The 23,736-nt window shown below is 37.7% G+C and carries 17 protein-coding genes; 10 read left to right on the top strand and 7 right to left on the bottom strand.

Annotated features, from left to right (window positions below; genetic code table 11):
* The first annotated feature begins 20 nt into the window (after positions 1 to 20).
* On the top strand, positions 21 to 1,043 hold the full coding sequence (gene ruvB / locus B3P23_RS10920; protein ID WP_045752566.1) for a Holliday junction branch migration DNA helicase RuvB: 1,023 nt from the start codon (positions 21 to 23) through the stop codon (positions 1,041 to 1,043).
* A gap of 71 nt (positions 1,044 to 1,114) precedes the next feature.
* On the opposite strand, the gene B3P23_RS10925 is transcribed toward ruvB, so the two are convergent.
* The 3 genes from B3P23_RS10925 to B3P23_RS10935 all read right to left on the bottom strand — a co-directional run bounded on the left by B3P23_RS10925 (position 1,115) and on the right by B3P23_RS10935 (position 5,664).
* A complete protein-coding gene (locus B3P23_RS10925; RefSeq protein ID WP_293925858.1) occupies positions 1,115 to 1,666 on the bottom strand; it encodes a hypothetical protein in 552 nt (183 codons plus the stop codon).
* Between the two features lie 3 nt (positions 1,667 to 1,669).
* On the bottom strand, positions 1,670 to 4,156 hold the full coding sequence (locus B3P23_RS10930; RefSeq protein ID WP_293925860.1) for a S9 family peptidase: 2,487 nt from the start codon (positions 4,154 to 4,156) through the stop codon (positions 1,670 to 1,672).
* Positions 4,157 to 4,245: 89 nt separating this feature from the next.
* Positions 4,246 to 5,664, bottom strand: coding sequence for an ATP-dependent DNA helicase (locus tag B3P23_RS10935; protein ID WP_045755241.1), 1,419 nt, complete (start codon positions 5,662 to 5,664; stop codon positions 4,246 to 4,248).
* 93 nt (positions 5,665 to 5,757) lie between these two features.
* On the opposite strand from B3P23_RS10935, the gene B3P23_RS10940 reads away from it, so the two are divergent.
* Genes B3P23_RS10940 through coaD form a run of 3 tightly spaced genes read left to right on the top strand, consistent with a single transcriptional unit; the run spans position 5,758 to position 7,562 of the window.
* Positions 5,758 to 6,555: a DUF3822 family protein gene (locus B3P23_RS10940; protein ID WP_293925862.1), complete on the top strand. Its 798-nt coding sequence runs from the start codon at positions 5,758 to 5,760 to the stop codon at positions 6,553 to 6,555.
* Entirely contained in the window at positions 6,546 to 7,079 is a 534-nt protein-coding gene (rsmD, locus tag B3P23_RS10945) for a 16S rRNA (guanine(966)-N(2))-methyltransferase RsmD (protein ID WP_094772141.1), read from the top strand. The genes B3P23_RS10940 and rsmD overlap by 10 nt, the downstream gene beginning before the upstream one ends.
* Before the next feature lie 3 nt (positions 7,080 to 7,082).
* Entirely contained in the window at positions 7,083 to 7,562 is a 480-nt protein-coding gene (gene coaD / locus B3P23_RS10950) for a pantetheine-phosphate adenylyltransferase (RefSeq protein ID WP_094772140.1), read from the top strand.
* A 272-nt stretch (positions 7,563 to 7,834) separates the two neighbouring features.
* Here the strand turns inward: coaD and B3P23_RS10955 are convergent, their stop codons facing one another.
* Positions 7,835 to 8,083, bottom strand: coding sequence for a hypothetical protein (locus B3P23_RS10955; protein ID WP_248753681.1), 249 nt, complete (start codon positions 8,081 to 8,083; stop codon positions 7,835 to 7,837).
* 83 nt (positions 8,084 to 8,166) lie between these two features.
* On the bottom strand, positions 8,167 to 9,498 hold the full coding sequence (gene gdhA / locus B3P23_RS10960; protein WP_045752559.1) for an NADP-specific glutamate dehydrogenase: 1,332 nt from the start codon (positions 9,496 to 9,498) through the stop codon (positions 8,167 to 8,169).
* Between the two features lie 169 nt (positions 9,499 to 9,667).
* Between gdhA and B3P23_RS10965 the strand changes: the two genes are divergently transcribed.
* The 3 genes from B3P23_RS10965 to B3P23_RS10975 all read left to right on the top strand — a co-directional run bounded on the left by B3P23_RS10965 (position 9,668) and on the right by B3P23_RS10975 (position 15,637).
* On the top strand, positions 9,668 to 9,982 hold the full coding sequence (locus tag B3P23_RS10965) for a DUF6660 family protein (protein ID WP_248753682.1): 315 nt from the start codon (positions 9,668 to 9,670) through the stop codon (positions 9,980 to 9,982).
* Between the two features lie 91 nt (positions 9,983 to 10,073).
* A complete protein-coding gene (locus B3P23_RS10970) occupies positions 10,074 to 14,396 on the top strand; it encodes a CusA/CzcA family heavy metal efflux RND transporter (RefSeq protein ID WP_293925865.1) in 4,323 nt (1,440 codons plus the stop codon).
* Positions 14,397 to 14,401: 5 nt separating this feature from the next.
* Complete coding sequence (locus B3P23_RS10975) at positions 14,402 to 15,637, top strand: efflux RND transporter periplasmic adaptor subunit (RefSeq protein WP_293925867.1); 1,236 nt, start codon at positions 14,402 to 14,404, stop codon at positions 15,635 to 15,637.
* 90 nt (positions 15,638 to 15,727) lie between these two features.
* Here B3P23_RS10975 and B3P23_RS10980 read toward each other — a convergent pair whose 3' ends face one another.
* Positions 15,728 to 16,060, bottom strand: a complete 333-nt coding sequence (locus B3P23_RS10980; RefSeq protein WP_045752556.1) for a HopJ type III effector protein — start codon at positions 16,058 to 16,060, stop codon at positions 15,728 to 15,730.
* 41 nt (positions 16,061 to 16,101) lie between these two features.
* Positions 16,102 to 16,632: a YceI family protein gene (locus B3P23_RS10985; RefSeq protein WP_293925870.1), complete on the bottom strand. Its 531-nt coding sequence runs from the start codon at positions 16,630 to 16,632 to the stop codon at positions 16,102 to 16,104.
* A 924-nt stretch (positions 16,633 to 17,556) separates the two neighbouring features.
* Here B3P23_RS10985 and B3P23_RS10990 point away from each other — a divergent pair.
* The 3 genes from B3P23_RS10990 (at position 17,557) to B3P23_RS11000 (ending at position 23,733) form a co-directional block, all read left to right on the top strand.
* A complete protein-coding gene (locus tag B3P23_RS10990) occupies positions 17,557 to 17,934 on the top strand; it encodes a hypothetical protein (protein ID WP_045752554.1) in 378 nt (125 codons plus the stop codon).
* 109 nt (positions 17,935 to 18,043) lie between these two features.
* Complete coding sequence (locus B3P23_RS10995) at positions 18,044 to 19,153, top strand: efflux RND transporter periplasmic adaptor subunit (RefSeq protein WP_045752553.1); 1,110 nt, start codon at positions 18,044 to 18,046, stop codon at positions 19,151 to 19,153.
* A gap of 20 nt (positions 19,154 to 19,173) precedes the next feature.
* Entirely contained in the window at positions 19,174 to 23,733 is a 4,560-nt protein-coding gene (locus B3P23_RS11000; protein ID WP_293925872.1) for an efflux RND transporter permease subunit, read from the top strand.
* Positions 23,734 to 23,736: the final 3 nt, after the last annotated feature.

The following is a 23,736-nucleotide window of genomic DNA, read 5'->3' on the forward strand; positions in this document are numbered from 1 at the left end:
TCTAAGAAAGGGAAGCGTAAATGAATGAGCACTTAGATCCGAATGCGGAGAATTTAAATCATACGGATCGGGATATCGAACGTGTATTGCGTCCGCAAGTATTTGAAGATTTCACTGGGCAGGAGAAAATTTTAGAGAATCTTAATATTTTCGTTAAGGCCGCTAAATTGAGAGGCGAGTCCTTGGACCATGTTTTACTTCATGGCCCTCCAGGTCTAGGTAAAACGACGCTCTCCAATATCATAGCCAATGAGATGGGAGTAGGCATCAAGATCACCTCAGGGCCTGTGCTGGACAAACCAGGAGATTTGGCCGGTCTATTGACCAATCTTGAAGAAGGTGACGTGCTATTTATTGATGAGATCCATCGTTTAAGTCCAATTGTGGAAGAATACCTGTATTCGGCTATGGAAGACTTTAAGATCGATATCATGCTAGAAACTGGACCTAATGCGCGTTCAGTACAAATATCACTAAATCCATTCACATTAATTGGAGCAACGACACGGTCAGGACTATTAACATCTCCTTTACGAGCGCGTTTTGGGATCAATGCACGCCTACAATATTATGATGTCAAACTATTGACCACTATTGTATTGAGGTCTGCAGATATACTTAAAACACCAATCAGCGATGAGGGTGCTTATGAAATAGCACGTAGAAGTAGGGGAACACCACGTATCGCCAATGCCCTTTTAAGAAGAACACGAGATTTTGCCCAGATCAAAGGGACAGGCTCTATTGAACGGGAAATTGCCAAATATGCGTTGAATGCATTAAATGTGGATGAAAATGGCTTAGATGAAATGGATAATCGCATTTTAAGTACCATTATCGACAAATTTAAAGGTGGACCTGTCGGTTTAAAAACAATTGCCACCGCAGTCGGTGAAGACGAGGGAACTATTGAAGAGGTATATGAACCTTTCTTGATTCAAGAGGGTTATCTCATGCGTACATCAAGAGGGCGTGAATGTACAGAAGCCGCTTTTAGACATCTCGGTAGAGCATATGCCCATAAGGGAAATACGCTTTTTTAAAATCTCTCTTTTGTCATGATATAGGTTGGATATGATCAAGCAATATCGTGATCGAAATGTGCATATCAGCACTATTTTTTATGCTTTTTTAAAATCTTTAAACTCCGGCTTTTAATAGCTGGAGTAGGATTTATGCGAAGTAAGTATTCGACTTGTGTGTACAGCTCCTCTTTTATCCAAGGATATCTGACGCGCAGTTGATCTAAAATATCTATGCAATTTGCAAGTACAGCAATAGGGCAAGAAGGGTCAATTAACCAGCTGAAAGACACATGGATTATAATGTCATATTCCACATCATCCAATTGGATAGCTGTCGCTTTAGGGGAAGTGAGGTACATGAGAACTTTAGTATAGCTTCTAGCACAACTCCAGTTATTCAGGGTACTTAAGTTTTGGATAAGCAGGGTAGAGATGTTTTTGTCTAACAGCTTTTTGTCTTTCAGTACAATCGTTTCAAATATCCAAGCACTCCGAAAAGCAAGTTGCTTATCTTCCTGATACATCGATAGCTCCAATAAGTCGATCAAAGAAAGTCCTTGTAATATATTCAAAGAAAAATCCGCTACCTGATACTGCGTATAGATAGCGGAAAAAATTTCTAATTTTTGTTTTGTTATCATTGATTATCTACTCAATGGTATTTCTCTATTTATTTCCATCATATTGACCTCTTTGATTTTTGAATCACCGATCAGGTACTCGGAAAAGTAATCGCCCATTTTCCAGAAGAAATATTCCGTCATATCACCAAATCCGTGACGTTGACCAGGCAATAATAAGAAGTCGAATCGCTTATTGGCTTTGATCAATGCGTTGACCATTCGAATTGAATTGGCGGGGTGAACGTTATTGTCAATATCGCCAGTTGCGATTAATAACTTACCTTTCAAATTTTTTGCTAAATCAGTATTTTTATCGATCTGATAAGTAAAAGTCGTATCCCCTTTGGTACTAACTTTTTCTGTAACCCCATGATGTCTTTCGCTCCACCATCTGTTATAAATGTTATTTTCATGGTTTCCAGCACCAGAAACGGCTACTTTAAAAAAGTCAGGATATACCAGCATGGCTGCTGTGGACATAAAACCCCCACCAGAGTGTCCCGTGATACCGACACGGTTGATGTCGATAAATTTGTAACGATCGGCCAATTGTTCGGCTGCAGCCTTTTTATCCTCCAGTCCATAATCTCTTAAGTTTCCATAACCAAACGTATGGTACCATTTTGATCTTGCTGGATGTCCACCACGGTTACCCACAGTGATGACAATCATACCAAATTGAGCTAATCGGTCGATCCTGTCCATACTTCTGCCAAATGATTGATTGACAGCCTCCGTTTGTGGCCCTGGATAGATGTATTCTACGATTGGATACGTTTTTGTGCTATCAAAATCAAATGGTTTATACATCACGCCATATAGGTCTGTGATACCATCGCCAGCTTTAACTTTAAAAGGTTGTGGAAATTTATATCCAGCAGCAAATAGTAAGGAGAGATCGGCCTTCTCTAAGGTCATTATTTTTTTTCCATTGGTTTGATACAATGCGATTTCAGGAATGCTATTTACCCTAGAAAAATTATTCACAAAATAACGAGAACTTTCACTGACATCAACTTGGTGATCAAAGTTACCTGGATTTAATAATTTCAGATTTGCTCCATTAAACCCTACACTATAATGATGCAAATAATAGGGGTCTTCATTTTGCTCTTTACCATTTGCCGTAAAGTACAAGGTCCTTGCCGCCATATCAGATCCCGTAATCTCTTCACAATTGAAAGAACCACTGGTCACTTGTTGTTTCAGGTTGCCTTGGCTATCGTATAGATAAAAATGACCCCATCCATCGCGTTGTGACCAGTGGATAAACTCTGTACCATTATTGATCAATAATGGTTTTTTGATATCTTGATAAACGTTGGATCTTTCCTCTACCAATACTTGAGTTGAATCATCTATATTTACTTTAACCAAGTCGATACGTTTTAAGTCGCGACTAGATCGAGCAAGATAAAAAGCATCATTTGTTCCTAACCAGTAGTTGATAACGTAATCACCTTTATAGCTATTTTTGTCAACATTTTTTGACCAATTACTTAAAGTCTGATTTTTAAAAGCTCCAATTTTTATTTGTTTGTACGATTTATCAGAAGCGTTAAAAACAAATAACTGCGTCTCCGTAGAATCCGTCTCACCGGGCATCTGATATTTATAAGTCTCCAAAGTCGGACGTTTACTGCCTACATTATTGATAACCCATAGGGGATTTAGGCTTCTATTGTCTTTACGCGTAATCACGAAGTGTTTTCCATCAGGAGACCAGTTCATCCATACACGTTTACGTTTAACAATATCGTCGTCCTTTTTATCATCACCTGTTGTGGTGCTGTATTCGTCACCAGCCCAAGCATAATATTGAACCCCATCCTTCGTGATTTGATGTTCTATGATCGTACTGTCTTTTTCATTTTTAACAGCTTTTTCATAATTGGCGCGATCCATCCAGAATAGGTTGAAATCCTTTGCAAAATAAATCGTATTGGTGTCAGGAGAGAAGGTAGCCCAAGATAATGCTTGTTTCTCTTTTGTTTTATCACTTAGCTCCCTAACTTTTTGTGTAGCCAGATCGTATTCCAAGAAGAAGATTTTCTTTTTTAACGTATCCGTCTTTACTTTCAACTTTTCAATCTCTTCTTTAGATTTCACGGTATCTTTGGTACTTGCAACTTCAAATCTAATTTTCTTTTCATCTTTTGTAAACTTTAGATTTTGAAGAGTAAGATGCTGTGCGTCAAATGGGTTTTTTACGATTTTGGTAATTTGGGCAGCTAGCTTTTCATTATCAAAAAGGACTTCCTTTTTATTGGTAGCAGGATCTACTAAATACCAGTTTTTACCCTGAGGAGTAGTAAAATCATACCAAAATCGATCGGTAAAATTAATCCAATTGGGTTTAATTGTTGTCGAGAAGATCATTTTCTTAAGCTTCTCAGGCGAAAATTTAGCCGCCAATTGATAATTTGCTTTAGGAGGAGGGGTTGATTCTTGTGCTGTTGCATAAAAAGATAGCAGCAACAGGCTTAAGAATAAGTAAATTTTATTCATTCTTTAGTTTTATATGTATAATAAACTCAAAAGTATTAAGTAATCGCATAAGAAAGAAGTAAGTCTTGTAAAATTTTAGTTAATGACCCTTAAGAAAAGAATTTTTCATTAAAATTTACTAAAAATAGCTCTTCTGTGGCCCGTGTTATGCCCGTATAAAGCCATCTTAAAAATTCTGTTGTCAACATTTCATCCGTCAAATAGCCTTGATCTACAAAAACAGCAGGCCATTGGCCACCTTGTGCTTTGTGACAGGTAATAGCAAAGGCAAATTTAATTTGCAACGCATTATAGTATGGATCCTTCTTGATGGCTTCTAGGCGATCTTGCTTCAGAAATATATCTTCATAATCGAGAGCTACCGCCTCATACAGCTTTTTTTGATCTTCATATGGAAGATTAGGACTATCGGTATATAAACTATCCAAGATAACACGACAAGTGATAGGCTCTTGATGTTGGGTATCCATAAATTCAATGGTGATATCCGCAAACCGAAAACCATGCTGTTCGTGGACATTGCTCACCTTTCTTATTTTAGCCATATCACCATTTGCAATAAAACCATTCTCGACACCATTATCTTGTAGCCAGAAATAATTGTTGCGGACCACCATAATATGATCACCTCCCGTGATCTCTTCATCGCGAAATAAAATTTGATTGCGGATATGTTGATTATACAAATTGGCTGACTTATTGGAACGGCAGATTATCATCGTATTTTCAATCCCAAACTTATCATAAGCGTAATTAATACCTTCAATTAAACGTTCGCCTGTCATGCGATAAATATCTTTAAATCCATTTGTTATAAACTTTGGAAAAGGGTAGGTACCCTCCAATTCTTCCAAGTTTATTTCTTGCCTGATCTTTGTCGCATTGAATAAAATACCCGAATCCTTTTGTTGTCGGACGACGTCGGTCAACTCGAACGTGTAAGGATGAAAATAGAATTCATTTTCGAGGTAAGCTGGATTGAGAGCGGGACTTTCCCATAGTCCTACTGGTGGTAGCTGAGCCGTATCGCCCACAAACATAATTGAACAATGCTTACCGCTACGTACGTATCTAACCAGGTCGTCGAGTAAACTTTTTGAAAACATATTAACGCTTTCATTTGAGATCATTGACGATTCATCAATAATAAACAACGTGTCTTCGTGCAAGTTTTCAGCTAATGTAAAATCAAGTTGAAAAGAAATCGCATTTTTCTTACGGTATATTTTTTTATGGATAGTAAGGGCAGGTCTACCGGAATAGAAACTCATTACTTTGGCGGCACGTCCTGTAGGAGCTAGTAAAACTGCCTTTTTCTTAATGTAAGGCAATGTTTTGACCAAAGAGGAGATGATGGTGGTCTTACCTGTACCCGCATAGCCTTTTAAGACAAAACAATCTTGCGTGTGAAAGGAACTCAAAAATTGAGCTAACAATTCAAACACAGAATTTTGCTGTGGAGTTGCTGTCCAAGGAAAGCGTTGGATTAATAAATCTTTAATAAGCACCATCAAAGTTATCTAAAAGGTTTGTCTTATCGTTTAGAAAAGTTAATTTTGTTAGGTTGTACAATTTAAAAATTGAATTTGGAAAGCATACATATGAATTATATCTCTGAGGACTTCAATATCCATTTTTTGCCAGAATATACCTTATCGGCAAAAGCAGGTTTTAGCAAAGACGTTATTACAGTAACCGATAAGGAGTTAAACCTGAATCTCTTACTGGAATATGATGCTGAAAATCCAAAATTGGAAGCCACTCAAATTTTGAGCTTACCCTTTCGATTTGTCAAAGTGGTAATACCGCACCAAAGTTTAACCTTTATTCCAAAAGAAGTTTTTCAAGAGGATCGCTTAAGTGACTATGCACCCTATCTCGTAGAGCATGTACCCAACCATATACACACCTATGAGATGAAAAATCTAGGTATTGTAGCAGTATTTGAATACGACTTGATTTTATACAACAGATGGAAAGCTTTATTTCCAGATGCTCAAATCTTTCCTGAATTTTGTATTATACTTGATCAGGCCCAAGATCTGGTACCCATTAGAGGATCGGTCCTTGGTGTGCATTTTGTATCTGACCATTTGGTAGACCTGTATGTATTTCAAAACGGACAATTCATCTTATACAATTCTTTTGACGTTTATTTTGCTGAAGACCTAAATTACTATATTCTAAATATTTTACAACAGTTTTCTTTGTCTGAAAAAGTATCTAAAGTATTGATATCTGGAGATATACCAAACGACAGTTATATGAAATGTTTAGAAAGATATTCTTATAATGTAGCCTACTTATCATCAAAAAGTAAGGTTCATATTAATCATGAGAGCGACGACATTAATTTAAAAAATTATAACACATTATTTGACGCGATACTATGCGAATAATAGGAGGACAATATGGTGGTATACGTCTTAATCCACCCACAAACTTACCCGTAAGACCAACGACGGATATCGCAAAGGAAGCACTGTTTAATATCTTACAAAACCGTCTAGATTTTGACGAGTTAACTTGTCTTGATTTATTTGCTGGTACCGGTAATATTAGTTTTGAACTCGCGTCTCGGTATGCACATGCTGTAGAATCAATCGATTTACACTTCAAATGTGTACAATACATTGCCGAAACGGCAAAAAAGATGAATATTTCAAGTATAAAAGCTAAAAAAGCTGATGTCTTTAAGTATATCCAAACCGCAAAGCACAAGTTTGACTTTATTTTTGCAGATCCTCCATACGATATTCCAAAATTACCTCAGCTAGCACATCTGATATTGGAAAATGAGCTTCTCAATAAGGGTGGTTTATTAATTATTGAACATCCATCAACTAGAGAAATGGATCCACATCCAAATTTTGTCGAAAAAAGAAAGTATGGATATTCATCATTCTCATTTTATACGTGTTAAGTTATGAAAATTGCTGTTTTTCCGGGATCATTTGATCCATTTACATTAGCACATCAAGACCTTGTGGAACGCGCTGTACCTCTCTTCGATAAAATTTATATTGCAATTGGTGTCAATAGTGCTAAACAGGGATTGTTGACTGCAGCAGATAAGCTGGCAACCATACAAGCAGTTTTTAAAGATAGGTCAACCATTGAAGTTGTTTCTTTTGAAGGGTTGACCATCAATTTCTGCCATAGAGTTGGAGCCAACTTTTTACTGAGAGGACTGCGAAATACTGCAGATTTTGAATTTGAAAACAGTATCGCACAAAACAACTTAATATTAGCTCCACACATCGAAACATACTTTTTAATGAGCAGGAGTGGACTCGCTCATATCTCTTCCACGATCGTTCGAGATGTCTGGAAAAATAAGGGTTCAATTGTCAATATGGTGCCTGCCGTCATCAATGATTTTTTAAGAAATAAAGATTCACTGTAATCAATCTTATATCAAAATACTGAAAAAGGGTATCCAAATTTTGGATACCCTTTTTTATCTTAAAACAAAAATAATCATACACCAAATTATATTTTGTCATTGTATATAGTTTTTTGTTTTACAGCACTTTACGAGCTTTACCTATGGTTTAAATGTAGGCTTGGTCTCTAGATGGTCTACAAGCGCCCCAAAAGTGCCAAATAATATTTTGTTTCAAGCTTTATTGAATTCTAATCAATTGACAATAAGATAAATGTCGTGTTATCATTAAGTTAAGAATCATATCTCTCAAAGGCATTCAGGAAAGAGCTGCGCATGCCATTGAAGTGTTGAAGTACTTCTGTAATGAAGGCATCGTCAAGCAATTCGAAGACACCATTAACTCCCCCTACAATATCTGTTTCTGCAATCTTATAAGATTGTTCTAAGGTTCCCTGCTCAAATTTGATGATGAACTTTTGGTTCATACCAAATATAGATATCTTACAATCTGGATGTGGTAATTCTGCTAATATTCTCATGTTACTAATTTTTACAAAGTAAATAAAAAAACGGCTAATCCTATTGAAGGATTAACCGTTATATGGAAAAATAAAACGTAAAATTAGACAATCCCTTGTTCAGTCATTGCTCTAGCTACTTTCAAAAAGCCACCAATATTGGCTCCTTTTAGGTAGTTGATATAATCTTTATCATGTCCATATTTGACGCAAGTCTTATGAATATTGACCATAATATCTTTTAATTTGCAATCAACTTCTTCTTTCGTCCATTGTTGACGAATTGAGTTTTGCGACATCTCTAAACCAGAAACAGCTACACCACCTGCATTTGCAGCCTTTCCTGGTGCAAAACTAATTTTGGAGTCATGGAAAATTTTAATGGCCTCAGCTGTAGAAGGCATATTTGCACCTTCAGCAATACATTGACAGCCATTGGCAACTAAGGTAAGTGCATCTTCTTTTGTCAATTCATTTTGAGTAGCACATGGGAGCGCGATATCGCATTTAAATTCCCATGGTTTTTTATCCGTAAAATATTTTGCGTTCGGATATTTGATGATGTATTGATCCAAATCACGTCCGATAGTTCCGATATAAGCCAATTTTTCAGAAGTTATTCCATCTTCATCATAAAGCGTACCCTGACTATTGGATAAGGTAATTACTTTTGCACCTAGGTGTATCGATTTTTCAGCAGCATAATACGCTACATTACCCGCTCCAGATATTGCCACTACTTTATCTTTTAAATCTTGATTGTTGAAGTCATAGATACATTCAACAAAGTAAAGCAAGCCGTAACCCGTGGCCTCCGGTCTCGTATAGGAGCCACCCCACGCACTGCCTTTACCGGTTAACACACCCGTAAATGCATTTTGCAATCTTTTGTACTGTCCAAATAAATAACCAATTTCACGTGTACCAACACCGATATCACCAGCAGGCACATCTGTATCTGGACCAATATGTCTGAACAGCTCAGTCATAAAGCTCTGGCAGAAACGCATAATTTCAGCATCCGATTTTCCTTTAGGATTAAAATCAGCGCCACCTTTACCGCCACCTATAGGTAAGCCCGTCAAGCTATTTTTAAACACTTGTTCGAAAGCCAAAAATTTCAAGATACTCAGGTTTACCGATGGCGCAAATCGTAATCCACCTTTATATGGACCGATAGCACTGCTCATCTGAACACGGTAACCTCTATTGATCTCAACTTCGTTTTTATCGTTTAACCAAGCCACACGAAATGATATAACACGCTCTGGCTCAACTAATCTTTCTAAAATCTTCAGTTTAAGTAATTCTGGATGACTTTCAGAAATAAATGGAATTAAATCCTCTGTAACTTCTTGTACAGCTTGTAGAAATTCTGGTTCATTTGGATTGCGTTTCTCAACGTAATTGATGAATTCGTTAAAAGTATTTGACATGTATTATAGTAAATTTTTCCCTTTTGAATTGCTAATATATAAAAATTAAACATATTTCATTACATTTTTTTTATAAAACATAACCGTTACATGTGAAAATTAAAAAGGAGCCATTAATTTTGCGTTCTTAATTAATTTATTATTTTTGTACTATATTTAAATCCAGTACTTGAAGATATTTGTCTATATATTAAGCTTATATTTCATCGCATTGACGATGGTACCTTGTGCAGATCATGTACAAGAATCTTCTTTCGTACACACGACACAGTCCAAAGATATCCATCATAGTGAAGAAGAACATGTGGATTATTGTTCCCCATTCTGCATATGCGCATGCTGCTCTACAGTTTTAAACATAGCAGACAATACTATCTTTTCCTTTGTCACCGTATTATTGCAGTCAAAAGATGAAATTGCGTACGAAAGCATTTTTTATTCTTTTGATTACTCCAGCATCTGGCATCCGCCTCAACTCGGTTAACACTAGTTTTCTTAAAGTCTTAACAGACTAAATTTCATTCACTCATATTTTCAATGAGTATTTTTGTATCGCTATTTTTAAGTAGAATATTATGTTGAACGCAATCATCAAGTTCAGTATCCGTAATAAAATTATTATCGGACTCTTTACTTTGATATGGATCATCTGGGGGATATGGAGTGCCTTTCATATTCCTATAGATGCCAATCCAGATATAACGAATAATCAAGTACAGATCATAACCAGCTCACCTGCCTTAGCCACCCAAGAGGTGGAGCAGTTTGTCACTTATCCGATCGAACAAAAACTAACAAACTTGCCTGATCTCGTGGAACTACGTTCCATATCACGATTTGGGTTATCTGTCGTCACCGCAGTTTTTGACGACAATGTCAATATTTATTTCGCTCGCCAATTGATCAGTGAAAAACTGCAAGAAGCAAAGGAAAATATTCCAGAAGGTCTCGGAAGTCCAGAGTTAGCACCTATTAGTACCGGATTAGGCGAAATCTATCAATACGTCATCCATCCGGCAAAAGGAGCAGAGTCCAAATACTCCGCAGCAGATTTACGGACGATACAAGACTGGATCATCGCCAGGCAGCTCTATGGAACCCCTGGGGTAGCCGAAGTAAATAGTTTCGGAGGAAAGCTCAAACAATACGAAGTCGCTGTCAATCCATACAAACTAAAAGCAACAGGAGTCGGGATCAATGAGATCTTTTCCGCATTAGAACAGAATAATCAAAATACCGGAGGAGCCTATATTGACAAAAAGCCAAGCGCATACTTTATCCGCGGCATCGGACTTTTGACATCCATGGAAGATATTGGCAATGTTGCTATAAAAAATAAAAATGGTTTCCCCATCTATATTAGAGATGTAGCAGAAGTACGTGAGGGCTCGGCCGTGCGCTACGGTGCACTTACTTACAATGGTGAAAAAGAAGCTGTAGGCGGTATCGTTATGATGCTCAAAGGCGAGAATTCAGCCGAAGTGGTAGCTGCTGTCAAGGAAAAGCTAGAGCGAATCAAGCAATCACTACCAAAAGATATCGTAGTAGAAGCTTTTTCTGACCGTACAGATTTAGTCAATCGTGCCATCGGTACAGTCGAGAAAAATTTGATTGAAGGTGCACTGATTGTTATTTTTGTTTTAGTCATCTTTTTAGGTAATCTACGAGCAGGACTGATTGTTGCCTCTGCTATACCATTGTCCATGCTCTTCGCACTAGGTATGATGCGTTTATTTGGAGTAAGCGCCAATTTAATGAGTCTAGGAGCCATAGATTTTGGACTTATCGTCGATGGAGCATTGATTGTTGTGGAAGCCACTATGCATCATTTAGGATTGAGAAAGACAAAACATGTACTGAGCCAAGTGGAGATGGATGAAGAAGTATATCAGTCATCTTCAAAAATTAGAAATAGTGCGGCTTTTGGTGAAATCATTATCCTGATTGTTTACATTCCCATATTAACACTTGTAGGTGTAGAGGGTAAAATGTTTGGACCGATGGCACAGACAGTGAGTTTTGCCATTATAGGAGCCTTAGTCTTGTCATTGACCTATATCCCAATGATGAGTGCATTATTTTTATCTAAAAAACCTCAGCACCAGATTACGTTCGCCGACAAAATGATGGCTAAACTGCAATTATGGTATACACCACTGGTGCAAAAAGCCGTCAGTATTAGAAAAACATTATTAATATTGACCTTGGCACTACTGGCTTTCTCAGGATTTCTATTCAGCAAGATGGGCAGTGAATTTATCCCTCAACTTCAGGAAGGAGATTACGCATTTCACTGTATCTTACCACAGGGATCCTCGCTTTCTCAAAGCATAGAAACTTCCATGCAGGCCGCTAAGATCATTAAAAAATTTCCAGAAGTCAAAATTGTGGTCGGTAAGACCGGTAGTGCCGAGATCCCGACAGATCCAATGCCTCCAGAGGCGACCGACATGATCATTACATTAAAACCCATGTCCGAGTGGAAATCAGGAGATACTTATACCGGGTTAGCAGACCGGATGTTGGATTCACTTTCAGTGATTCCAGGTGTATTCTTTGAAGCTTCTCAACCCATTCAAATGCGTTTTAATGAATTGATGACTGGAGTCCGACAAGATGTGGCGATTAAAATATTCGGAGAAAATATTGATAGTTTAGCAACTATCGCAAGTCGCGTAGGACAAGTAGTGCAAAGTGTCAATGGCGCTTCGGCTCCGCAGATCGAACGCACGACAGGGCTCCCGCAGATATCCATCATCTACAATCGGACACAGCTTGCCTTACATCATGTCACGGTCAATGAATTAAACAAAGTGATCGCCATGTCTTTTGCAGGGACAAGTACAGGATCAATATATGAAAACGAGCGCAAGTTTGATCTAGTTGTTCGCTTAGATAGCTCCTTTAAGACATCTATGGCAGATGTAGAAAATTTACCAATTTTGACAGGAGACGGTGATCAGGTTCCATTAAGTCAGCTTGCAACCATTACCATGAAGGATGGCCCTGCGCAGATCAGTAGGGAATCTGGAAAAAGACTAGTTGTCATCGGGTTTAATATAAAAGATCGTGATGTAACCTCCGTGGTCAATGAGATCCAAGAAAAGCTAACCAGCATGGATGTCATGCCCGCAGGGTATTATTATACCTTCGGAGGAACGTTTGAAAACCTCAATGCCGCCACAAAAAGATTGGCACTAGCCGTTCCAGGAGCTTTGTTACTTATTTTCATATTGCTTTATCTTACATTTCGGTCGCTCAAAGAGTCTTTATTAATTTTTACAGCAATACCAATGAGTGCCATTGGTGGCATCTTTGCACTTCTGATTCGAGATATGCCCTTTAGTATTTCTGCAGGTGTTGGGTTTATTGCCCTATTTGGAGTAGCAGTATTAAATGGCATTGTATTGATTTCTACATTCAATCAATTGGAAAAAGAAGGAATGACCGATGTATTTCAACGCGTGTGGGAAGGAACCAAAATTCGACTAAGACCTGTATTGATGACAGCTACGGTTGCATCTTTAGGTTTTTTGCCAATGGCTTTAAGTACTGGAGCCGGTGCCGAAGTACAGAAGCCACTTGCAACAGTCGTGATAGGCGGATTACTATCTGCAACATTTTTAACATTATTTATATTACCATGTCTATATGTGTTATTTTTTAATAGTAAAAAAATGAAAATCGGAAAATCAACCATCATCACGTCATTGGTCATACTATTCCTATCGTTTCCAAACATAATCTTTGCACAGAGCAATATAAAGCGGATACAATTAGAGGAAGCAATCACACAAGCCCTAAATGCCAACCTCAATTTTAAAAATACAGCACTGGAGCTTGAAAAATCACAGCTTGATCAACAAAGATCTTTTGATGGGAAAACAGGCATATTTATTGAAAATGAAGATTTTTCACCACTAGAGCCAAATGGACTATGGAAAGTTGGACTTAGTCAGGATTTTGCTTGGCCAGGTTTCTACAAGGCAAGAAAAGAGCTTCTAAGGAAAACCAGTCAAATGGTATCAGAACAGCGTGAAGATGCTCGAAAGCAATTGATCCGCGATGTATCTCTAAATTACTATCAGTTGGTCTATCTAGAAGCGCGGCAATTATTCTTTTCGCAACTCGATAGCACCCATCAAAAATTATATGAATCAGCAAAGCTACGTGTAAAAACAGGGGAGGCGGCAGGATTGGAGCAAATGGCAGCCGAAACGAAATGGCAGGAAAATAAGACCACTATGTTGCAAAATGAGCAAGATTTGGCTATTGCAGCGCAAAATTTTAGCGTTTTATTAAATGACAATTCCGTTATTCTACCTGTAAAAGAGTCTTTGCAAAAAATTAAAACTTCTCAACATCCGGATTCAATAGGAGAGCATCCCTTAATTAAAATACAGCAAAAATCAATAGAAATAGCTGAAGCCAACACAAAAATGGAAGCGCAGTCAAAATTGCCGGATTTTTCTGGAAGAGCATTCTCCCAGAGACTCTGGGGGCAGCGTAATCCTGTGACGGGAATTTCACTAACGATGAATGTACCTATGTTTTCAAATCAATATTATCAAAACAAAATCAAAGTAGCCGAGCTGGAAACGGCAATAGAGAAACAAGAGCTGGAACAGTTAAAGATGAATCTTACAGCGCAAAAGAGCAATGCAAAAAAAGAAATCACCAAAAATGAAAAACAACTGCAGTTTTATGAACAATCCGGATTGAAACAATCCGAAGCCATCATGAAAGCCGCCAATTTAGCCTATCAGAGCGGCGAAATCAGTTATGCAGATCTTATTCAATTCTTTTCACAGTCCATTGATATCAAGATAAATTACCTAACAGCTTTGAATGCGTATAATCAAAGTGTGATTCAGTATCAATATTACCATTCAAATTAATAATTATGAAACTACATTTTTTAATTCGATATAGTCTATTTTTTGCGGGCAGCATTCTTGTAGCTTCTTGTCAAACAAATTCTTCAGAACACAAAGAAGTAACAGAAGAACATCAAGGGCATGATCACGAAGAAGAAGAGGCGCTAATGCTGACAGCAGCGCAGGAAAAGCAGGTCGGAATCAGCTACACCACCTTATCCTACCAAATACTAAGCAATGGTCTTGTATTAAACGGCGTACTTGATGTCCCTAACGATAAAAAAGCATATGTGACATCCGTGTACGGTGGAGTGTTGGAAGAACTTTACGCGCGACCAGGAGATTTTGTTAAAAAAGGACAGGTACTAGGTAAGGTACTCAATCCCGATTTGATTAAAATGCAAGAACAGCTGCAATTGATTAACAATCAGATCTCGTTGACACAACTAGAACTCATTCGTCAACAGGAATTGGTAGAAGGCAATGCTGCACCTCTAAAAAAACTCCAACAAGTCGAGGTGGAGCTTGCCAATTTAAAAGCGCAGAAAAACAGCTTATCCAGACAATTGTCAGCCGGAGGAGGTTCTTTACAAATTTCATCCCAGATTACCATCAAAGCACCAATTTCAGGAGTGGTTGCGTCCATACAAGGATTGATCGGAACCCGCATAGAAGCTTCATCGCCAATTCTAGAAATTGTCAACAATGAAGCTTTGCATGTCGACATGTACGTCTATGAAAAGGATTTTTCAAAAGTCAAAAAGGGACAAAAAATTCTATTTTCACCTGTTAATAATGCCCATGTTTCTTATGAAGCACAGATCGATCAATTGGGACAGGCATTTGAAAAAGAAACAAATGCGATCGCCGTTCACGCGCAGGTCTTGGGTAACAAAGAAGGCCTTATCAATGGCATGCAAGTACAGGGAACAGTAGTCATCGGCGACGACAAGTCTCTAGCCGTACCCACAGATTGCATCGTTAGCACAGAAGGCAAAGACTACATATTCATCTTAAAAGAGGAGCATGCTGAACAGGAAAAAAATGCGACTACCACTACTAAAGAGGAGAGTCATGAAGGACATGATCACGATAAGGACGGACATGAATATGAAAGAGTAGCTATAGTTAAAGGCGTGTCATCACGTGGTTTCACAGCTATAACGCCAATAAAAGAGCTAGATGAGCAGACCAAGATTGTTCAAAAAGGAGCATTTTTCTTATTGGCCAAAATGACAAATTCAGGAGAACATTCTCATTAATGCACGGTATCCAGATATCATTTCCGAGGAAAGCATTATGAAATAAATAGAGAAGCCATTAAGATAATTAATGGCTTCTCTATTATTATATTATTTTAGCGTCAAGGCAACGCCGCTGAACGATACACCATCCCAGCCATTCAACATAAACTGGCGTATATTTTGATGATCATCACCTTCAGGATCGTTTAAAACAGCTTCATAATGCTCAGCAAATAGAGCGAGTGTCTGCTCTTTATCCAAATTATTCAAGCTGGCAAAAGCCAAGATCTTTGCACTACCTTGATTTTCGGTCTCCTCGTTAACTTGATCTCCATTAGTAAATGCAGTAGGAGAGTGCTCATAACGAGCTGCTATATAAGCTAAAACATCAGAAAATACAATTTCTTTGTTCGCAAGACTTGCCAAAAGTTCGTGTGCCATTTTTATAAAATATTTAATTTACTGACGCAAAAATAATAAATTTATTGTTCTTTATGCAGTAACAAATGAATTGATATATCAATGTCTTCATCAATCAATAGACTATTAGCCTCTAAAACAGAATTATACTTCATATCAAATTCCCAACGACTCACTTTACCAGTTACATCAAAAGAAATTCTTTCCATACCATATTGATCCACGATCTGACCATTATAATCCACCTTCAATTCTATCAACTTGGTATGACCATGCATAGTCAAAAGACCCTCAAGCCTAAAAATTTCATCATTAATTTTTTTAAAAGTAGTTGATCTAAACGATATCGTAGGATACAATTCTGTGTCAAAAAAATCGGTACTTTTCAGATGTTTATCTCTTTCTTCGACATTTGTATTAATACTATTAGCATCAATAGTAAATTCTATAGCAGCATTTTCAAAATTATCATTCCATTCAGCAAAACCATGAAAAGTATTAAAACTACCTCTAATAGAAGCAATTACCAGATAAGTGATGCGAAACTGTACCGAGGAATGGGCTGAGTCTATAAGCCATTTTGTTTTTTTCATACGATTTACACTTTTATAAGATACATTGTTAGGTAAATTTAAGAAATAATATCATGATAGTCAACAGTATACAGTTTCATTCTTGAGTAAAAAAAATTGTAATAGAGTCATCTAAACAGAATAAAATGATGATTTATCCACATTTATTTTCAGATTTAAGAAGATTGGTTAAAGCAGGATTAAGGATTAAAATAAACACAATTACAAGCGTCCCAATCCACTAGATTATGTAAGAATAGTGCATGCGTTGCCAGTAAAAAATAATCGGATATAAGAGCTGAAATGGGTGTTAGTGAAAATGTATTCATTAAATAAATAATCCCAGTTGAATAATGGAAGGTGATGGTATTTGTTTTCTATTTAACATAATATAAATTATACGACTTGTTAAAATCCTCATTTACAGTGATGCTTACAATGACTATTTTATATGTACAACCTGATTCTATAATTCGCTACTAGCGAGCTGTAGTCTAATACCGTGCAATCTTATGATTACAAAAGTTTACTTGGCAAGCTTTATTACCTGTATGGACTTACACCAAACATCTAACTGCGACAATGCATCATTATCATTTTTTCCAAAGGTTATATATCCTTATGTCAATTAACATGGACTCAAATTATACAGTCCTTCTACAAGAATCTCTAAATCGATGATCAATTTTAAATGAACACATATTTCATCAGCTTTTTTCAGTTATTTATTTTCTAGTGAAATTCATTGATTTTTCATTTAAAACCCTAAGCTGAGATTTTGATTATTCGCAGTAAGAGTCACGCGATTTTTTTTTATTGAAATCTCAGCGATTAGGAATTTTACCAAAAACACATCTATTTTTAAATGTCAATCGTATGTTTTTCTTTTGTAATATTTATGTAGATGTTCCACCTTAGTTATTTGATTTTCTATATTTGTTTTTTATGTGGACTAGAATATTTTATTTCTTGGCGTTATTCAGTTACTTGAACTTGCTTTTTTATCAAGCTGGGGTCAATCCTAATGCGCATGCGACAAATATTCCCACACAATATTTTATGGGCGATTCATTACTAGAATTTGTGCTAGACGATGTGCTCGATATTCCAATTGAAATTCCCGAAAAAGATGCTGAGGTTCAATTTGACGATTACCGGATTTTTAATTTCAACCCCCAGATTTTATCCATTTTTATTTTTGTTCTCGGTATCGTTTATTCTGCTTTATCCATTTTAAAACAGAAAAAGCATCCCCTTTATAGTAAAAAAAATGCCTGCTTATCAGGTTATTATCAGTATTTATACCGATACAGTTTATTCTAATCCACTCCTGCCCTATTTTTTAATTTTAAGTTAGATTTTTATAATCTAACACTCTAAAAATCAATACCTTGTATTGGTTACTTCTATTTGTCAACATTTTATTTTTTATATGAAAACACGTTCCATGTCTTGGTATGCACTGTCATGCCTTGCGATTTTATCTGCTTGTACAGCCAAAAGCAACGATAAGCAAGTTAGTACAGCTCCAAAAAAAGTGCCCGTTTCCAATCTAGTCGTGATGGATACAACAATTTACAAAGATTATATCGCTGATATACAATCGGTCAAAAATATTGAACTTCGATCTCGATTGAGTGGTTTTTTAGAACATATATATGTTGATGAAGGTGCATCTGTCAAAAAAGGACAAGTGCTGTTCAGATTGAGCGATGACATGTACAAAGCAGATTATGCGCGCGCGAAGGCTAATTTTAATACTGCTTTGACTGATGTTAAAAAAGTGATGCTAGAATTAGAACGTACCAAAGACCTTGCTGCTAAAAATATAGTGAGTAAAACAGAAGTTGAATTGCTCAAATTGCAATATACAGCTGCTGAGTCAAAGGTTGAAGAAGCGAGATCAATGATGCAGCAAGCGAAGACACAGCTCGATTATACATTAGTACGTGCTCCTTTTGACGGTAAGATCGATCGTATACCACTAAAAGAAGGATCACTCTTAGAACAAGGCTCCTTATTGACTACCGTGTCTTCGATGAACGAAGTGAATGTCTATTTTGATATCTCTGAAAATGAATACCTCCGTATCGTTTCAGATTCCTCATTTAACCACAATTCTTTCAATAAGGATGTAAAATTGATCCTTGCCGATGGCAATACCTATCCTTATTCTGGAAAAGCGACAATTGTAGAAAGTGAATTCGAAAAAAATACGGGATCCATTTCATTACGTGCAAAATTTGTCAATCCACAAGGAATGCTTAAGCATGGAGCATCTGGAAAAATATCTGTGCCGATTCAAACTGGAGACACAAAGTTTGTTCACCAAAAGTCTGTCTTTGAAATTCAAGATAAAACTTACGTCTACATCTTGAATAAAGATAAAACCGTTTCAATGAAATCATTTGAAGCAGGTCAGCGCGTAGGCCATTACTACATCGTCAATGCAGGTTTATCAGATCAAGATCAGATTGTATACGAAGGGGTCCAATCATTAAAGGACGGTATGAAGGTAGAAGTTGTCCCAGTTAAATTGTAACACGTTCTTGAATAAAAATTATGTTTGATGTTTATATAAAAAGACCTATCCTATCGTTGGTTATATCATTATTTATAACCTTATTGGGATTATTGGCCTTATTTACATTACCTGTTACCCAGTTTCCAGATATTGTTCCTCCTTCTGTGGTTGTCACAGCAAACTATACAGGTGCCAATGCTGAAGTCAGTACCAATGCTGTTGCGATTCCACTGGAGCGTGCTATAAACGGTGTTGCAGGTATGACCTCTATGAATACAGTATCGACCAATAATGGTACGACACTGATTCAGGTGGTATTTAAAGTGGGTATCGATCCCGATATTGCGGCAGTGAATGTGCAAAATCGCGTCACCACTGTACTTGATGAACTTCCAGAAGAAGTAACCCGCGCCGGAGTAACAACAGAGAAGGAAGTAAATAGTATGTTGATGTATTTAAATCTTTATACCGAAGATGAAACTGCAGATGAGCGTTTTATTTACAACTTCACCGATATCAATGTGCTCAAAGAGCTAAAGCGCATTGAAGGTGTCGGTTTTGCTCAAATCATGGGCATGCGCGATTACGCGATGCGTGTTTGGGTCAAGCCAGATCGATTGGCCGCTTACAATATATCAACCGATGAGTTGATTGCCTCCTTGCGAAAACAAAATATTGAAGCAGCTCCAGGGCAGACCGGTATCAGCTCCGATAAAATGGTCAATATGCAGCAATATGTGCTCCGTTATCCTGGCAAATTTTCAGAACCTGAAGAATATGCCAATGTACCCATTCGTGCCAATTCAGATGGAACCATTATCCGCATAAAAGATGTTGCCGAAATTGAATTTGGCTCTTTAGATTACGAAATGGTTTCAAAAACCGACGGTAGACCATCAGCGTCCATCATGCTGAAACAATTACCAGGTTCCAATGCTCAAGATGTAATTAAACGTGTCAAAGATCGCATGGCCGAACTGCAAAAAGCGACTTTTCCTGCTGGGATGAAGTATACCATGGGCTATGACGTCTCCCGATTTTTAGATGCATCGATTTCCAGTGTGATCAAAACATTGTTGGAGGCATTTTTATTGGTATTTATTGTTGTATTTATTTTCCTACAGAATTTTAGAGCGACATTAATTCCGATATTAGCTGTTCCAGTCAGTTTGATCGGATCCCTATTTTGCATGCAGATGCTCGGTTTCTCGATCAATCTATTGACCTTATTTGCACTCGTACTCGCTATTGGTATTGTGATCGACAATGGTATTGTAGTCGTCGAGGCCGTATTTGCAAAGATGGAGGAAGAAAATCTGCCACCGATGGAAGCTACCCTTGCTGCAATGAAAGAAGTCGGTACAGCCGTGATAGCGATTACGCTGGTTATGTCAGCTGTATTTATACCCGTAGCCTTCCTAGATGGACCGGTCGGTATTTTTTATAGACAATTCTCTCTCACATTAGCCTCCGCCATTATCATTTCTGGTATCAATGCATTGACATTGACACCTGCATTATGTGCGCTGATGTTAAAGAATCCACACGATCAGAAAGAGAAAAATAACTGGATGACGCGATTCTTTAAAAAATTCAATAGTGCATACGATAAATTAGCAGGCAAATACCGTGGGTTTCTATCCAAAACCGTTAGCCGTAGAGGACTTACAGTCCTGGTATTGGTCCTATCTTTTATAGCGACTTGGGGAACCAGTGCGATCTTACCATCCGGGTTTATCCCAACAGAAGATCAGGGAATGGTCTATGTCAGTGTAACCACTCCTCCTGGGGCTACTGTAGACCGTACTGAAAAAGCATTGGATGAAGTCGACCGGATCTCCAGAAGTTTAGAATCTGTTGAAACCGTTTCCACACTAGCAGGCTATAGCATCTTAACCGAGGTGTCCGGATCATCATACGGCATGGGGATGATCAACTTAAAATCGTGGGAAGACCGCTCACAGACGGTCGATGATGTGATGAATGAGCTCAAAGAAAAAACAGCACATATCGCCGATGCCCAAATTGAGTTCTTCCCTCCGCCTACCGTTCCCGGATTTGGTAATGCTGCAGGTTTTGAAGTTCGCTTACTGGACAAAACAGGAACCGAGGATTTAAATAAAACTGCTGTCGTACTTGAAGATTTTATGAATAAGCTCAATGCCAGCGAATCTATTGAGAGCGTTTCTTCGGGATTTGACGTTAATTTCCCCCAATACATGCTGGAAATAGACTATGATTTGGCAGCCAAGAAGGGCATATCAGTCGATAATGCAATGAATACATTACAAACCTTAATGGGTAGTTTCTACGCCACCAATTTCATTCGCTATGGCCAGATGTATAAAGTAATGGTTCAAGCAGATGCACATTATCGAAAACAACCTGAAGATGTACTGAATCTTTTTGTCAAAACCGACAATGGCGAAATGGTGCCATATTCAGCATTTATGACGATGAAACGTGTATTTGGTCCAGAGCAGATCACACGTTATAATATGTTTACAAGTGCTATGATCAATGGTCAGCCAGCGGCAGGGTTCAGTACAGGACAAGCAATAGAAACAATACAAGAAATAGCGAAAACACTACCACAGGGGTATAGTATCGAATGGTCGGGTATGACCAAAGAGCAAATCGCTTCCGGCGACCAGACGATTTATATCTTTGCCTTAGTGTTATTGTTTGTTTATCTATTATTAGCCGCTCAGTACGAGAGCTTCTTTCTGCCCCTGCCCGTTATATTATGTATTCCAGCAGGAATGTTTGGAGCCTTCCTATTCTTAAAATTATTAGGTCTAGAAAACAACATCTATGCGCAGGTCGCACTCGTCATGTTAATCGGTCTTTTAGGGAAAAATGCTATTTTGATTGTCGAATACGCAGTACTTAAAAACAAGCAAGGCATGTCTATTGTACAGGCTGCTATCGATGGAGCCATCGCCCGTTTAAGACCGATTTTAATGACCTCGTTTGCTTTCGTCGCTGGTTTAATTCCCTTAATGTTCTCATCTGGTGCAAGTGCAATCGGAAATCGAACAATAGGTACAGCCTCTGTCGGTGGTATGTTGATTGGTACCATTATAGGGGTATTGATTATTCCAGCATTATATGTCCTTTGTTCCAAAAAACCTAAAAAGGTGAATCAGAAAAAAGCAGGTACCATCGCTTCTATCATTCTAGTTTTACTATTGGTATCCAGCTGCTCCGTTCCAAAAAATCTGACAGCCCTGCAATCTACGGTACTGCCAGAAAAATTTTCGCCCACAACAAGTAAAACAGACACCTCTATTGGTCAGATTCCTTGGAGAAAAGTATTTGGAGACAAAAAGCTGATCGCACTGATCGATTCAGCATTAGTGTACAATTACGATTTACAGATGGCAATCAAGCGTATTGAAATCGCTCAAGCAAGTTTTAGACAGAAAAAAGCAGCCTTATTTCCCAAAGTAAATGCAGAGGTAGGCGCTGGATTGACAAAATATGGTTTCTACACCGAGGAAGGAATAGGTAATTACGATAGTAATTTTTCCGAAAACCTCAAATCAGACGAAAAGATACCATCGCCTGCTATTCCAGACTATTTTGTTGGACTGCGCAGTTCATGGGAAATCGATGTTTGGGGAAAATTAAAAAACCTGAGACAATCTTCTTATGAAAATTACCTAGCACAGCTTGAAGCAAAACAATTAATTGCCACAGAGCTGGTATCCAATATTGGTTCCGCTTATTATCAGCTGATCAGTTTGGATAATCAATTGGCTGTTTTTGAAAAGAATCTCAAGTTACAGGAAAAAGCTTTAGCCATCATTGAAGTTCAGAAAGAAGCAGGACGTGCCACAGCGTTAGCCGTTCAGCAGTTTAAAGCCATTCTTGCCAATTCAAAATCCGATCGTGCCAAGACAAAACAAGAAATCAGCATACTCGAAAATCATATCAATTTTCTAATTGGCAGAGTCAATAAACCAATTGAACGTACCGCTATCAAACTGGAGGAAGTGCATTTATTTGATAAGTTAGCTTCGGGAGATCCCGCATTGATGCTTGCTCTAAGGCCCGACATCCGTGAAGCATCGCATCAGATGATATCTGCGATGCACGAAGTGCATGCAGCAAAAGCGGCATTTCTCCCATCAGTAGTATTGTCTCCATTTATCGGACTCAATTCCTTTAGTTTTGACAAATTGATCGATATCAATAAATCTGCCACTTATGGATTATTTGGAGGTATTACAGCACCCATTTTCAATCAAAGAGAATTGAAAACACAGTACGAGCAATATAAGGGAAACTACGGAATTGCTTTCCTCAACTATGAAAAGATCGTGCTGCAAGCTTACAATGAAGTTTCCAATGCGCTATTGACCGAAGACCATATTATTGATCGTTTTCAACATAAAAATGAACAAGTGGTCGCACTAGAATCTTCTGTAGATTCTGCACATGATCTATTTTTGGCAGGACGTATCAATTATTTAGAGATTATTACCAGTCAAAGAGAATCCCTAGCTGCTCAGATAGAGCAGGTCAACATTCTCGAAGAAAAAATCTTAAATCAATTGGTTCTTTACAAAGCCTTAGGTGGAGGTTGGCAATAAAAA

The organism is Sphingobacterium sp. UBA6320, from assembly GCF_002440335.1.
Classification (GTDB): Bacteria; Bacteroidota; Bacteroidia; order Sphingobacteriales; family Sphingobacteriaceae; genus Sphingobacterium.

Excerpts from the sequence above, each read along its gene's own strand:
- rsmD (WP_094772141.1), top strand. The coding sequence starts at position 6,546 with ATGCGAATAATAGGAGGACAATATGGTGGTATACGTCTTAATCCACCC.
- B3P23_RS10990 (WP_045752554.1), top strand. The coding sequence starts at position 17,557 with ATGTGGACTAGAATATTTTATTTCTTGGCGTTATTCAGTTACTTGAAC.
- B3P23_RS10940 (WP_293925862.1), top strand. The coding sequence starts at position 5,758 with ATGAATTATATCTCTGAGGACTTCAATATCCATTTTTTGCCAGAATAT.
- gdhA (WP_045752559.1), bottom strand. The coding sequence starts at position 9,498 with ATGTCAAATACTTTTAACGAATTCATCAATTACGTTGAGAAACGCAAT.
- B3P23_RS10955 (WP_248753681.1), bottom strand. The coding sequence starts at position 8,083 with ATGAGAATATTAGCAGAATTACCACATCCAGATTGTAAGATATCTATA.
- B3P23_RS10925 (WP_293925858.1), bottom strand. The coding sequence starts at position 1,666 with ATGATAACAAAACAAAAATTAGAAATTTTTTCCGCTATCTATACGCAG.
- B3P23_RS10970 (WP_293925865.1), top strand. The coding sequence starts at position 10,074 with ATGTTGAACGCAATCATCAAGTTCAGTATCCGTAATAAAATTATTATC.
- ruvB (WP_045752566.1), top strand. The coding sequence starts at position 21 with ATGAATGAGCACTTAGATCCGAATGCGGAGAATTTAAATCATACGGAT.
- coaD (WP_094772140.1), top strand. The coding sequence starts at position 7,083 with ATGAAAATTGCTGTTTTTCCGGGATCATTTGATCCATTTACATTAGCA.
- B3P23_RS10985 (WP_293925870.1), bottom strand. The coding sequence starts at position 16,632 with ATGAAAAAAACAAAATGGCTTATAGACTCAGCCCATTCCTCGGTACAG.
- B3P23_RS10995 (WP_045752553.1), top strand. The coding sequence starts at position 18,044 with ATGAAAACACGTTCCATGTCTTGGTATGCACTGTCATGCCTTGCGATT.
- B3P23_RS10975 (WP_293925867.1), top strand. The coding sequence starts at position 14,402 with ATGAAACTACATTTTTTAATTCGATATAGTCTATTTTTTGCGGGCAGC.
- B3P23_RS10980 (WP_045752556.1), bottom strand. The coding sequence starts at position 16,060 with ATGGCACACGAACTTTTGGCAAGTCTTGCGAACAAAGAAATTGTATTT.
- B3P23_RS10930 (WP_293925860.1), bottom strand. The coding sequence starts at position 4,156 with ATGAATAAAATTTACTTATTCTTAAGCCTGTTGCTGCTATCTTTTTAT.
- B3P23_RS11000 (WP_293925872.1), top strand. The coding sequence starts at position 19,174 with ATGTTTGATGTTTATATAAAAAGACCTATCCTATCGTTGGTTATATCA.